This window comes from uncultured Collinsella sp. (assembly GCF_959026545.1).
In the GTDB taxonomy this organism is placed as follows: domain Bacteria; phylum Actinomycetota; class Coriobacteriia; order Coriobacteriales; family Coriobacteriaceae; genus Collinsella.
The window spans coordinates 27,273-41,059 of the sequence record NZ_CAUFLV010000012.1 but is presented as its reverse complement, the minus strand read 5'-3'; the positions used below and the strand labels follow the sequence as shown (position 1 = coordinate 41,059).

Genomic DNA, 13,787 nt, shown 5'->3' with positions numbered 1-13,787 from the left:
TGCCACGTGCGGCCGCGCGGGAGAGGGGGCTGCTTTACGCCTCCTCCCCGCATGTGTCGCATGTGTCGCTCAGCAGATCAACGACGTTCCAGTTCGCATTGCTCGCCTCGATCACGTCGCGCCCGGCAAATACGCAGGCGGGGGCATCGTTCGCGATGCGCTTGACGTCGTCGCTCAACGCCCGAAGCGCCTCGGGGGTCGCCTCGAGCATTTGGCGCCGACGCACGGAGCGCTGCTCGGGCGGCGTCTTGCAGAAGTATTCGGCGTTGCGACGCTTGGTAAGCGCGTAGGGCTTGATCGGCGCGTCAACACCCGAAACACAGCTCACGATGAAGCCCTCGAAGGTCTGAGTGTCGGGCGCAAACGACGTGAGCCAGTCGCCGGAGGCCGCGATGCGCGCGAGCGACGGGTCGATGGCGGGGTCGCGGTACGTGTAGAAGCTCGCGTGGCGCGGGCTCGGCGAGCGGAAACCGCAGCCGTAGGCACCGCCCTTCACGCGGATCTCGTTCCATAGGTAATCGTAGGATAGGGCGTTGGAGGCGACGCTCCATACGCCGTCGGTCTCGATGCCCAGCACGCGTGGGTCGCAGGCGCGGGCGAGGTAGCTCACATCGCTGGGAATGACGAAGGCCTCATGCTTGTCCTCGGGCCACGGCACGTAGAGTTCCTTGGCGGGCGCGGTGCGGGGGGCGAGGCCCAGGTCACCCGCGGCCGCCCAATAGCGCCGGAAGTCCTCATCGGAGCCGGTGAAACTTGCGATGCCGCCGGTCGACGTGAAGATGCGCTCGCGCAGGTCGCGTAGGGTGTCGCACAGCGCGTCTTTGCGCTCGTCGAAATGTTCGAGCAGGTCGCGTAGGAAGCGGTAGAAGTCGATGCCGGAAAGCTGCTGCGTGAGCACGGCAGCCGGCGAGACGTAGGACATGGCGCGCGCGAGCGCGGCGCTGTGTCCGTTCATGAGGAAGCCCTGCTCCATGCCGATGCGCATCTGCGTGAGCACGTCGCGCATGCGGTCGGTGTCCTCGAAGATCGTGGTCGCCCAGACCTCGCGCGGGATGCTCGCCAGGGCGTCCATCTTCTCGGACAGGGCTCCCGCGGAGACCAGCAGGCGCGGGCGCGCGAGCTTCCAGTTGGGCTGTGTGGCGACCTCGGTGGTGAAGGAGAGGAAGCCGAGGTTCGCGCCGATGTAGCTGTCGAGCTCGCCTGCGCTCATGCGCTCGGTCGCGAGCTGCTGCATGAGACGGGCGAGGACCGTGACGTAGGGGAGTTCGGAGAATGCGAGGTGCGACAGGTCGAAGTAGGTGAGGGCGTACGCGAGCTGATGCGTGGGCAGGTCGTGGCGCAGGCAGGGGATGGGGGTCTGCTTGTTCAGGACGAGCTGGGGCTCGGGGCGCGCGGGCCCGATGTCGCTCACGCGCAGGCGCGGCAGCGTCGCCTTGGCCTCGGGCGCGTCCTCGGCCTCCTGGCGCTCGCGCAGCTCGGCAACGTCCTCCACGATGCGCTGGAGCCCCGCCTCGTCGAGGGCTGCCTTTGCCGCGGCGAGTTCGTCTGCCTCCTCGCGCGCGGCGCGCGCGTCATCGGCGACGGGGACGAGCTCCACCAGCGCATGGTGGCCGCTTTCGAGCACGATCTCGCGCAGCAGGTCCTCGAAGTACGTGGTGCTCAGTGCCTGCTTGAGCTCGGCGTAGACCTTGCCGTACTCGAGCGCCCGTGTGGCTGCGGCGTCGGTGTCTTCATAGAGCCACGTGCCGAGCGCGTCGCACGCGATGGCGACGCCGTCAGCGATGCCAAAGTCGCGCTGGCGCAGGTCGAATTCCTCACTGGCGAGGACGGCGGCGAGGCGATCGCGCGGGATGCCGTTTTCCACCAGGTCGCGGCAGGCGTCCTCGATCACGCGGCGGAACTCGCGCGCGACACCCGGCTTGGCGTTCTGCAGGATGATGAGTGTGTGGGGCTGCAGCTGGTCGCCCGAGGTGTAGCTCACCACGTTGCCGCCCAAGCCCGCAGCGAGGATCGCCTTCTTGACGGGGGCTTCGTTGGTTCCGAGCAGGGCGTCGAACATGATGTCCGCGGCTATGAGGCGCTTGCGGTCGGCGACGTCGCCGAGCACGTACGCCATACCCACCAGTGCGTTCTCGGGAGTGGTGGGCATGTCGACGCGCTCGTAATCGCAGGTGACGGGCTCTTGCCGCGTGAGGGGGTTGGGCTCCCCGATGGTGACGGGTGCGCACGCGGCGGTTGCGGTCCCGTCGGCCCCAACGACCCCGGTGGGCTCAGCTGCGTCAGACGCCTTGCGCGCTTCTGCCAGCGCCCGGGCGCGGGCGCGCTCATCGCGGATGCGCGGCTCGTCGCCCAGGTAGCGCTCGTCCAAAAACGCGAGCTCGCGTTCGACCGCCATGTCGCCGTACAGCACGATGTAGCTGTTCGCCAGGTTGTAATGGCGCGCATGCGTGTCGAGGAAGTGCTCGTAGGTGAGCTGCGGGATGGCGCGCGGGTCGCCGCCCGACTCGCAGGCATACGCCGTGGTGGGGAACAGCGCCCGGTTGACGGCGTCGTCGAGGACGCTCATCGGGTCGGACAGTGCGCCTTTCATCTCGTTGAACACCACGCCGTTGTAGCGCAGGGTGCCTTGCTCGAGCGGAGCGCCTTCGGGGACGTCGAGCTCGTAGTGCCAACCCTCCTGCTCGAAGATGGCGCGTTTAGTGTAGATCGCGGGGTTGAGCACGGCGTCCATGTAGACGTCCATGAGGTTCAGCAGATCCTGCTCATTGGTCGTTGCCACGGGGTAGACCGTCTTGTCCGGGTACGTCATGGCGTTGAGGAACGTCTGCATGGAGCTCTTGATGAGGTCCACGAAGGGCTCCTTGACGGGGAATTTGGCCGACCCGCACAGGACCGAGTGCTCGAGAATGTGGAACACGCCGGTGTCGTCGGTGGGCGGGGTCTTGAAGCCGATGGCGAACGCCTTGTTCTCGTCTTCGCAGGCGAGGTAGAGCAGACGGGCGCCGGATGCCTCGTGGTGCAGCACGTAGGCGTCGGCGTCGAATTCGGCGAGGGGTTTGGCCGTGGTGACGGTGAAGCCGGACACGGTTACGCCGGGTGTGAGCAGCTGGGAGGCGCGGTCGCGGACAGAGGCATGCGGGCGCGTGGGGGCTTCATCGCAGGGGGAGGTTTGTTTGCAGGTGGAGACCGGCTGGTTCATGCGAAGCTCCTTTATGGAGAGTGTTTGCTACGTTGGTCGCTTCGCCCAGTATACCCGCTCGGCGGTCTGGCACTCCGCGCTTGCGATCCGTCCCTGCCGCGGAACATGCTCACCTCGCGCCCACACCGACTCTTTCAAATGCTGCTAGACATACAGAACACGCCTCCGATACAGCACACGCCTCCGCTGCGGCACACGCCTCCGCTGCGGCACGCGTCTCCTGTGCAGCATGCGCTTCCGGCGGGCGTTGCCCCCTAGAAATGGGCGTCTCCGAGCAATTCGGCTCTCGTTATCTCAGGCAAAGGGTCCATATCTTTCGCTAGAGGCGATGGTTTGCTCAATGGGCGCGCTTGGCTTGAGGTATCGTTGTCCCGCAAGACGACGAGATGGGGGATGCATGACGAACGGAAAGATGGAATCGCGCGGCTGCGGCGACGACATCGAAGACGCAGGCAAGGCTGCTGAGGTTGCTGCTTTCGAGAAGCGTGAGCGCATGGGTCTGGCATCGTCCATCAAGCCGGGGGCCGATGCGGATGCTGCCTCACGCGCGGCACGGCGCTCGATGCGCGAGCGTCTGAACGACCGGGATTCACGCCGTCTGCTCGTTGGGGTGCTCGCCACGCTGTTCGGCGGTATCTTTTGGGGCTTTTCCGGTACGTCTGCAAGCTACCTGTTCGCGCACTACCAGATCGACACCATTTGGCTGCTCAGCATACGCCAGCTTCTCGCTGGTGCTATGTTCATGGTCGTCATTCTGCTGTTCGACCGCGTTCGCTTTGTGCAGCTGCTCAAGAACCCGCGCCACCTGGCGGTCATGGCAGTGTTCACCCTGTTCGGTGTGTTTGGCAACTCGTTTTCCTATCTGCTTGCGGTTCGCTTGACCAACGCCGGCACTGCGACCGTCATGCAGTGCCTTCAGCTCGTGCTCATCATGGTATATACCTGCATTGTCACGCGCCGGCTCCCACGCCGCCGCGAGCTCGCGGGCGTGGTCTTGGCATTTGCGGGCGCGTTCCTCATCGCCACGGGTGGCGACCCCAGCACGCTCGTGATTCCGCCCGAGGGGCTGGCCGTGGGCTTGATCTCGGCGGTGGGCGCCGCCTGCATGTCGATTGTGCCTGCGAAGATTCTGCCGGTCTATGGCTCATCCATTGTCACAGGCACCGCGATGTTCGCATCGGGGATTGTGCTCTCGGCGTTTGTGCAGCCGTGGCAGAGTATTCCGGCGTTCGATCCGGAGGGCTGGCTCGCGCTTGCCGTGCTTATCGTGGTTGGATCTTTCCTGGCGTACAACCTGTATATGCAGGGCGTTAAGGATATTGGAAGCGTGCGGGCGAGCCTCATCGGTACGATTGAGCCGGTGTCCGCCACGGTCACGAGCGCGCTTGTTTTGGGCACCGTGTTCGCGCCCACGGATCTGGTTGGTTTTGCCCTCATCATCGTGATGGTGTTCTTAACGGTGTAGCCCTGGCCGCGCTGCGCGGCAGCGTTCTCTCTCATGCTGATACTGGGTTCGTGGGTGTTTTCTGATGCGTGGATGCCTCTTGCGCCAGCAAAATACGCAAATGCGGGGATAAAAAAGGGAGGGCCGAGTAGCTGGCGTTATGCCCGCAGAAAACCAGCAGGTAGATTGGGCGCGCATTGTGTGGCTACTTCAAGGGACCGATTATTATCCCCGCATTTGCGTATTTTCGTCTGATGGGGGCGCACGGAGGCGCCGCTCGGTCACTAAAAGACCGAGCGGCGCCTCCTTTGGTGCTCACGGTTCCTACTGGAAAGGCGTGGCACGGTCATTAATCGGTATGAGGGCTCATGTGAGTCGCTATGCCCAACGCAGACCGTTGAGGTTGTGGGCTCGCACGGGTGCTACAGCCGGTAGAGCTCGCCGAACTTCTTTGCCAGGTAGTCGCAGTAGAAGGCGGCGTTGAACGGCGCGCCGCACGCATCCTCGACCAGCTCGCCCGCGTCCTTGCCGCGACCCCACTGCCAGATGTTTTCGCGCAGCCACGCGCGCACGGGGGCGAGGTCCCCGGCCGTGCAGGCGCCTTCCAGGTCAACGCCCGCGCGCTCCATGGCGGGCACGTACTGGGCGTCGTATGCCGAGCCCAGGGCATAGGTTGGGAAGTAGCCAAAGCTGCCGCCGCTCCAATGAGTGTCCTGCAGCGCGCCAAGGGTGTCATTCGGGACATCGAGGCCCAGGTACTGCTTGGTGAGCTTGGCCCACAGCGCCGGCACGTCCTTGGCGGTCGCCTCGCCCGCGAACAGCATACGCTCGATGTCGTAGCGGATCATGATGTGGAGCGGGTACGTGAGCTCGTCGGCTTCGGTGCGGATGAGCGACGGTGTGGCGATGTTGACCGCACGGTACAGCTCATCCTCGCTCACGCTGCCATAGACCTCGGGTACATGCTTGCGCAACAGGGCGAGCAGCGGCGTCATAAACGCACGGCTGCGGCCCGCAGTGTTCTCGAAGAAGCGGCTCTGGCTCTCGTGAATGCCAAGCGAGGTGCCGCCCTCCAGGCACGTGCGCGCGTACGCGGGGTTGACGCCCAGCTCATAGGACGCGTGCCCCGCTTCGTGGATGACGGAGTACACGTTGGAGAGCAGGTTGTCCTCGTAGATGTGGGTGGCAACGCGCGCGTCGCCCACGGCGAAGCCCTCAGAGAAGGGGTGTTCGGTGAAGGCGAGGCAGGTGTCCGCGAGATCGAGGCCCACGAGCTTCATGAGGTCGAAGGACATCGCGCGCTGGACGGCGTCGGGGACGTGTGCGGTGAGGAACGGCGCGTTGGGCTGCTCGCCGCGTTCACCGATGGCATGTACGAGCGGTACGACGGTTTGGCGCACGGCCTCGAAGAATCGGTCGTAGGCGGCAGCGTCCATGCCGCGTTCGTACTGGTCGAGCCACACGTCGTAGGGGTCGCGCGTGGGGTCCATGTAGCCGGCGTGGCGCTTGAGGGTCTCGACGATGCGGTCCACGTAGGGCTCAAAGCTCGCCCAGTCGTTGGCACCCTTCGCCTTGTGCCAGACGGCGTCGGCCTCGCAGGTGAGGCGGCTCCAGGCTTCGACCTCCTCGGTGGGCAGGGCGACGGCCTCGCGCTGGTCGCGGGCGAGTGCGCGCACCTCGGCGACGACCTGCGGATCGGTGAGCTCGCCGGCGGCCACGGCGGTCTCGAGCTCGGCGATGAGCGCGCGGGCGTCCTCACTGGTAAGGAGCTCGTGATGCTCGCCGGCGAGCGCGCCCATCGCGTCGCCGCGTGCGGCCGCTCCGTTCTCGGGCGCGATGGTTGCGCCGTCGAACTCGGCGATCTTCATGAGGTACTCGCGGGTCCAGAGCTTGGACTCGAGCGCGCGAAGGCGGCCGGTCAGTTCTTCTGCAGTTGCCATGGGGCCTCCTTGAGATAGGTTAAGTACGGTTGCTTCCTTTGAGTGTACCCGTTTGTCTTCCGAACGTAGTGACGGGCGGCACTGACCCTCCCCATTTCATCTCGCCTGTCTTTCAATTTAGTAGGGCTGGTGCAATATATTCAGTTGTGAAGTGTTATCATAATATATAAATATTAATGTCTAATGTAATTGTCCCAGATAGGGGACAACGAGAGGATATTAGGCTGTCGGGAAAAGTAGAGCATTGAATCAGATGAGATAGAGATAGGGATGGGGTGAGCAAGCTTCTGGGCCTTTGTGAAGCATAAGCAATTGGTCGCACACCAATGCTAAGGAGTTCATTATGAAAATGATTGTGTCAGCGTTCGTTCTGTTCGTTTTATTTCTATCGTCTTCTGTCTTTAATCCGTGTCCTATTGGTGCGCAAGAAACAGTTGAATTTCAAGCAATTGAGAAGCCGGTCGCGAATGCGCAGATCGATTTACCGCGGGAATTCGGAACCGTTTCTTCGAAAATTGAAGCTGGGATAGATGGGGCATTCGTTCCTTTGTATCCTACCTTTGACTTCCCATCAGAGGCTTTGTCTTCGATAAGGAGGAACGAAGCTCTCCAGGCGGTGATGAAAGCGTATGCGTTGGACCCAATCGATGGCAATAATTGGGCACGCTATGCGGAGCTCTCTATGGCGCTCCTCGATTCTCCTGACAGGCCGGCTTGGTATTGCGAATCTGATGAGCGCGTTTCTGAGCTGCGATTGTTTTTTGATATTTTTGAAAATGATGAGAGAAATATCGAAGCAATCACTAGGCTTGAGTCTGCCGATCCAGGCGAAGAAGCACGTGAGTTGATGCTAACGTTGCCTAGCGCATCATTTGAAGAGCTTTCCGGGTGGACTGAAATTGCATCTGCCAGACACTCGACTGCGGTTCGGAGTTTCGATTCTAATGCAGCTTTCGAGTACGCGCTCACCTACTCGACGAAGCGCAATCCGAAGTATCCAAGTTTTGACTCGGATTGCACCAACTTTGCATCTCAGATTCTTGAAAGCGGGGGAGAACCTCAGGTTTCCGGCGGCGATTACAACAGCGTCCATGTCGGTTGGTGGCATAGAAATGATTGGGGTCAGCATCTACAATCAAGGACCTGGACGCTTGCTGATGAATTCATGAAGTATTTTGGGGTCAAAAATTGCGGCTCAGACCACCTCGACTTTTCTTTCACGATTCAAGAAGGGGACTTCATCGCATTGGATTTCGGAAAAGATGGGGACTGGGATCATGTTGGCTATGTAATGGTTCCGGGGAACGGTACAGGTCCAGGTGGCTATAGGGACTATCATGTCGCTCAGCACACTCAAGATTATCATGCTGATGTGAGCGATAAGATCAATGGCTGGGCGACCCATGATGGAAAGTCGAACTACGGCTATGTTCGGAGGTAGGCGAAAAGTATTAGCGGGATTGCTGGCGGTTGCCGCCACGGTACTTTTGGCTTCTAGCTACTACCTTCGAGTTACTGAGCAGTTTTACGGATTGCCTGGCTTTTCATACAAAGGATTGGAGTATCCAACAAAAGTAGACTGGCTGTTAATAGCCACGTCCCTTGCGCTCTTTTTTGCGGGGCTATGGGGGGGCAAGTATGTACGATACCCTTGTACCACATTGGTGATGAGCTTTGCCCTTCTAACGTTTTACGACTTGCAGACGATGTGGGGATGGGGCTCTCATGATGCGAATTCTTTCCTGTCAGTTTTTATCTGGTACCTTGAAAATGTGACCTTTCCAGCATTCTGGACTGCAAAAACGCTCGATATTGCTGGATTGTTGGCTGGACTTGTCGCCACGCTGCTGGCTGGGAATGGCAGAATGTTTAGCGATAGAGCGCAAGGCATCGACCGGGTTGAACGGCTGTGATAAATAGCCCGGGAGCGCATCACATCTATAGTGCGGCTGCATTTGCCGTTGTGCTATTATCTTGGCCACTGCGTTGACGGAGAGGTCGGGCCTCACCGCCTCGCCGCACAGAGAGGGAGGGTCACCGGCTGCAAGCCCACCCGCGGCGACGAGACCTGAGTTCACTCCCGAGCTGCGACCTGAACGGCCGCTTTCCGGCGAGGGGCTTCCCGCGCCGCGATGGCACCGGGGCGACGTGCGATCTGCACCCGACCCCAATTGCGCGCTGAGTAGGGAAGCCGCGCGCCCGCGCGACATCGGGCAAAAGAGGGTTCGCCGGGTGGACAGCCGGCGGCCAATCAAGGTGGTACCGCGGAAATCAGATCCGTCCTTGGGAGTGCGAGCGGTCGCACGATCCCGAGGGCGGATTTTTCTATGGAACACATCGGCGCCGCGCTGCGGCGACGATCGGAAGGAGAGGGGACAGATGAGTCTGATCGACGAACTTGAGGAGCTCGAGCAGCGGGCCCGCGAGATGATCGAGAGCGCCGAGACGGCGGAGAAACTCGAGGCCGCGCGCGTGGCGCTCATGGGCCGCAAAGGCGAGATCACGGGCCTCATGCGCATGATGGGCAAGATCGAGCCCGAGGAGCGCCCGGTGCTCGGCAAGCGCGCCAACGAGATGCGCCGCATGGCCGAGACGCTGCTTGAGGGCCGCATGAAGCAGCTCAAGCGCGCCGCCATCACCGAGCTCATGGCGACCGAGGCCGTGGACATCACGTTGCCCGGCGCCCGTCCGCAGATCGGTCACGCGCACCTCATCAACCAGATCATCGAGGAAGTTGAGGACGTGTTCTGTGGCATCGGCTACACCGTCGAGACCGGCCCGCAGGTCGAGTCCAGCTGGTACAACTTCACCGCCCTCAACGCGCCGCTCGATCACCCGAGCCGCTCTGCGCGCGACACCTTCTACGTAAAGGACAACGCCCCCGGCACCGCGGCGCACCCCGAGGAGCACGCTCACGGCGAGTCCGACGTGTTGCTGCGCACCCAGACTTCCGGCGTGCAGATCCACACCATGGAGACGCAGGAGCCTCCCATTTACATGATCGCCCCGGGCCGCGTGTACCGTCCGGATACGGCCGACGCCTGCCACCTGCCCCAGTTCCACCAGATTGAGGGCCTCGTGGTCGATCGCGGCATTACCTTCGGCGACCTTAAGGGCACGCTCGACTATTTCGTCAAGTGCATGTTCGGCGAGGACCGCGCCACGCGTTACCGCCCGCACTTCTTCCCGTTCACCGAGCCCTCCTGCGAGGTCGACGTAAGCTGCGGCGTGTGCGGTGGCGAGGGCTGCCCCTTCTGCAAGCACTCTGGATGGATCGAGATCCTCGGTTGCGGCATGGTCGACCCCAACGTCCTACGCAACTGCGGCATCGACCCGGACGTCTACTCCGGCTTCGCGTTCGGCGCCGGCGTCGAACGCATCGCGGCGCTCCGCTACGACCTGCCCGACCTGCGCACGCTTGTCACCGGTGACATGCGCTTCCTGAATCAGTTCTAAGAAGAGGTTTGAGATGAAAGTTTCTTACGACTGGCTGTCCAGCATGGTCGAGCTGCCGGAGGATCCCTCGGAGCTCGCCCGCGAGTTCATCCGCACCGGCACCGAGGTCGAGTCCATCGACACGGTGGGCGAGGCATATCACAAGATCGTCACGGCGAAGGTCGTCTCCAAGGAGGCGCACCCCGATTCCGACCATCTGTGGGTCACCCTGGTCGACGTGGGCGCCAACAACGTCGACGCCGACGGCAACCCCGAGCCCCTGCAGATCGTGTGCGGTGCGCAGAACTTCAACGAGGGCGACCACATCGTGACCGCCATGGTCGGCGCGGAACTGCCGGGCGACGTGCACATCAAGAAGGGCAAGCTGCGCGGCGTCGTATCCTGCGGCATGAACTGCTCGCAGCGCGAGCTCGGCCTCTCCGGCGACCACGAGGGCATCTGGATCCTTCCCGAGGATGCGCCCGTGGGCATGCCGCTCGCCCAGTATCTGGGTAGCTCCGATACGGTCCTCGATTGCGAGATCACGCCCAACCGCCCCGACTGCCTGTCCATGATCGGCATCGCCCGCGAAGTCGGCGCCATCTACGACCGCGATTTCCACGTGGAGCTTCCCCAGGTCAAGGCCGAGGCCGGCGCGTCCGCGGCTGAGACCGTCTCCGTCGAGCTCATCGACGAGGGCCTGTGCGACCGCTACGTCGCCCGCGTGGTGCGCGGCGTCAAGGTGGGCCCCTCGCCCGACTGGCTCGTCCAGCGTCTAAACGCGGCAGGCGTCCGCACCCACAACAACGTGGTCGACGTCACCAACTACGTCATGATGCTCACCGGCCAGCCCCTGCACGCGTTCGACCTCTCCGCCTTCGAGGAGCGCGACGGCAAGCGCGCCGTGGCCGTGCGCGCCGCGCGCGAGGGCGAGCGGTTCCGTACCCTCGACGACGTGGAGCGCACGCTTTCGGCGGGCATGGGCCTTATCGCCACGGGCGAGCGCGGTGCCACGCCGGTGGCGCTCGCCGGCGTCATGGGCGGCATGGACTCTGAGGTCACCGACGCCACCGTCGACGTCCTGGTGGAGAGCGCTTGCTTCAACGCGGGCCGCACCTCCCACACGAGTCGCGACCTGTCGCTCATTTCGGACGCCTCCATCCGCTTCGAGCGCCAGGTCGATGAGACCGGATGCGCCGACGTGGCGAATCTGGCATGCGCCCTAATCGAGGAGCTCGCCGGCGGCGAGGTCGCGCCCGGATGCGTCGATGTCTATCCGGCTCCGCGCGAGGTCGCCCCTGTCGAGCTCAGGCTCGCGCGCGTGCACGCCATCTGCGGCGCCGATATCGCCCCCGACTTCATCGAGCGCTCCCTCACCCGCCTGGGCTGCAAGATGTCCGCCTCCGGTGAGGGCGACGGCCTCGTCTACAGCATCGTGCCCCCCACCTTCCGCCCCGACCTCCCGCGCGAGATCGACCTGATCGAGGAGGTCTTGCGCCTGTGGGGCATGGGGCGCGTCGAGGCAACCATCCCCGCCGCCAAGAACCACATCGGTGGCCTCACCCGCGAGCAGCGCCTCACCCGTAAGGTCGGCCGGATCCTGCGCTCCTGCGGCCTCAACGAGACCATGAACTTCTCCTTCGCCGCGCCGGGCGACCTCGAGCGCATCGGCATGACGGAGGAGGGCCGCGGCTGCGCCGTCGAGCTCATGAACCCGCTCGTCGCTGAGCAGACCGAGATGCGTCGCTCGCTCATCCCCGGCCTGCTGCAGGCCGTCGAGTTCAACATCAAACACAGCACGGCGAACGTGCAGCTCTATGAGATCGGCACCCTCTTCTTCGGCCGCGAGAACGCAAGCGCCCCTAAGGAGCGCGAGGCCGTCGCGGGTGTCATGTCCGGCTCTATGGGCGACGTGACGTGGAACTACAAGCCCATGCCGCTGCGCTTCTTCGACGGCAAGGGCGTCGTCGAGGAACTGCTGGAGCAGATGCGCATCCCAAAGGTCCGCTTCCGCGCCGCCGAGGGCGAGGGTTACGCCTTCCTGCAGCCTGGGCGCTGTGCCGAGGTTCTCTCCGGCGGTACCGTGCTCGGCTGGGTCGGCGAGATCCACCCCGACGCGCGCGACGTCTATGGCATCGATATCCCCGTGGTCGCGTTCGAGCTCAACCTCGAGGCGCTGCTCAAGCTCTCCGGGGCCCAGGAGGCCTATCGCGAGTTCTCGCAGTTCCCGAGCGTCGAGCATGACCTCGCCATCGTGGTCGACGACTCCGTCACCTGCGAGGACCTGGAGCGCCGTCTGCGCTCCGCCGGCGGTAAACTCCTGGTGGGCGTGCGCCTGTTCGACGTGTACCGCGATGCCGAGCGCGTGGGCGAGGGCAAGAAGTCTATGGCGTTCGCGCTCACCTATCGCGCCGACGACCACACGCTCACGAGTGAGGAAGTGGAGAAGGCTCACTCCAAGCTCGTGACCAAGGTGTGTAAGGCCACTGGCGGCGAGGTCCGTAGTTAAAGCTTTCCCAGGCACCCCACCTCCGGGCGAACCTAAAGGCTTATGTACCTCAGTACACCGCGCCTTTACGTTCGCCCGGATCTGGGGCACCTGGGAACGTTTTCGCTGCGGTTGGGGCGCACGACGACGCGAGAGAAGATTGAGGTATGCCATCCTGGAACATACATATCGCGCATGCGGAGGGGCTGCTTGAGGATGGCGGCCCCTTCGCGGGCGTCGTGCGGGATCGCAACGCGTTCCTGTTTGGCAACTTCGTGCCCGACATTTACGTGGGCTACATGGTGCCGAGTGTGGCCGAGCCCATCCCGTATCGCGTGACGCATTTCGCCGCTCCCGAGCATATCCCTAAGCCCCGCGAGGCGGAGTTTTGGCATACCTATGTGGCGCCCATGGCTCATGAGTTGGGCATTACCGACGCGCTTGCCGATGGTGCCAATGCCGCACCCGGTGCTTCTGCTGGCCGCACGATCGTCCTTACGCCCGACGATGACGTGGCAAGGGGGTGCACGAGCGACGCGGCGGGAAGGCCCACCGACTCCGCGGCAAGGAAGGCCCTCATCATCGAGGCGGGTTCGCTTGCGCGCGAGGTGGCACATGTGTCACCCGCGCACACCCCGAACTATGAGCTGAAGGTCGACCCCGCCCTCACCGCCTCGCTTCAGGTGCAGGCCTTCGAGGCCGTCCGCGAGACGGACAAGGCTGTGGATGCGCGCCGCTCTCAGTTCGACATGGTGCTGGGCACCTGGACGCATCTGCTTGCCGACACCATCTGGAACCAACGCGTCAGCGATTTCCTTGACGAGCTGGGGCAAAAACCCAGCCGCGACTTCCGTATTAAGAAGCAGGGGGACTTCGATCAGTTTGGCAAGTCGTTGCGCATCGACGCCTTCCCCGTTGCAACTCCGCGCCTGCTCGATGCGGCCGCGGCATTCCCGCAGTATGCGATTGATGAGTGCTCGGTGCTGTACACAGTGGCGATCGCTCATGAGATCCTGCGGACCAACAGCTTGGTTGGTGAACCGGAATACCGCTTGCTCACCAGCGAGTTTTTCGCTCAGACCTTCAACGAGGTTCAACGCACCGCCGCGAGCCTCATTCGCGAGCGGCTTTAGGGGTATCGCTCGATGTGCGGCTTCTCTGGGCTTGATGGGATAGTCGTGAGGCGCGGCGTGGCCGGGGGCGGAGATGCGGCGAGGCCGGTGACAAAGAAGGGGCTCGCTGGACAAACCAGCGAGCCCCTCTGCAGCGATGATATCGCTT

Annotated in this window: 8 protein-coding genes; 6 read left to right on the top strand and 2 right to left on the bottom strand. The window is 63.2% G+C overall.

Translation table 11 applies throughout. The features are described 5' to 3' along the window. Window positions 1-34 precede the first annotated feature (34 nt). Window positions 35-3,199, bottom strand: a complete 3,165-nt coding sequence (locus Q5Q88_RS06765; protein ID WP_302742473.1) for an insulinase family protein — start codon at window positions 3,197-3,199, stop codon at window positions 35-37. A gap of 397 nt (window positions 3,200-3,596) precedes the next feature. Between Q5Q88_RS06765 and Q5Q88_RS06760 the strand changes: the two genes are divergently transcribed. Then, window positions 3,597-4,664, top strand: a complete 1,068-nt coding sequence (locus tag Q5Q88_RS06760) for a DMT family transporter (protein WP_233546056.1) — start codon at window positions 3,597-3,599, stop codon at window positions 4,662-4,664. Window positions 4,665-5,065: 401 nt separating this feature from the next. Here Q5Q88_RS06760 and Q5Q88_RS06755 read toward each other — a convergent pair whose 3' ends face one another. After that, window positions 5,066-6,583 (bottom strand): carboxypeptidase M32, encoded by a 1,518-nt coding sequence (locus Q5Q88_RS06755; RefSeq protein ID WP_302742470.1) that lies wholly within the window; start codon window positions 6,581-6,583, stop codon window positions 5,066-5,068. A 343-nt stretch (window positions 6,584-6,926) separates the two neighbouring features. Here Q5Q88_RS06755 and Q5Q88_RS06750 point away from each other — a divergent pair, with 343 nt between their 5' ends. From Q5Q88_RS06750 to Q5Q88_RS06730, 5 genes are all read left to right on the top strand, one after another. Further along, window positions 6,927-8,024, top strand: a complete 1,098-nt coding sequence (locus tag Q5Q88_RS06750) for an amidase domain-containing protein (RefSeq protein ID WP_302742468.1) — start codon at window positions 6,927-6,929, stop codon at window positions 8,022-8,024. Next, entirely contained in the window at window positions 8,011-8,496 is a 486-nt protein-coding gene (locus Q5Q88_RS06745) for a hypothetical protein (protein ID WP_302742466.1), read from the top strand. The genes Q5Q88_RS06750 and Q5Q88_RS06745 overlap by 14 nt, the downstream gene beginning before the upstream one ends. A 466-nt stretch (window positions 8,497-8,962) precedes the next feature. Then, a complete protein-coding gene (pheS, locus tag Q5Q88_RS06740; RefSeq protein WP_294123018.1) occupies window positions 8,963-10,039 on the top strand; it encodes a phenylalanine--tRNA ligase subunit alpha in 1,077 nt (358 codons plus the stop codon). Between the two features lie 13 nt (window positions 10,040-10,052). Then, window positions 10,053-12,527 (top strand): phenylalanine--tRNA ligase subunit beta, encoded by a 2,475-nt coding sequence (gene pheT, locus Q5Q88_RS06735; RefSeq protein WP_302742464.1) that lies wholly within the window; start codon window positions 10,053-10,055, stop codon window positions 12,525-12,527. A 146-nt stretch (window positions 12,528-12,673) separates the two neighbouring features. Then, window positions 12,674-13,639: a hypothetical protein gene (locus tag Q5Q88_RS06730; protein WP_302742462.1), complete on the top strand. Its 966-nt coding sequence runs from the start codon at window positions 12,674-12,676 to the stop codon at window positions 13,637-13,639. Window positions 13,640-13,787: the final 148 nt, after the last annotated feature.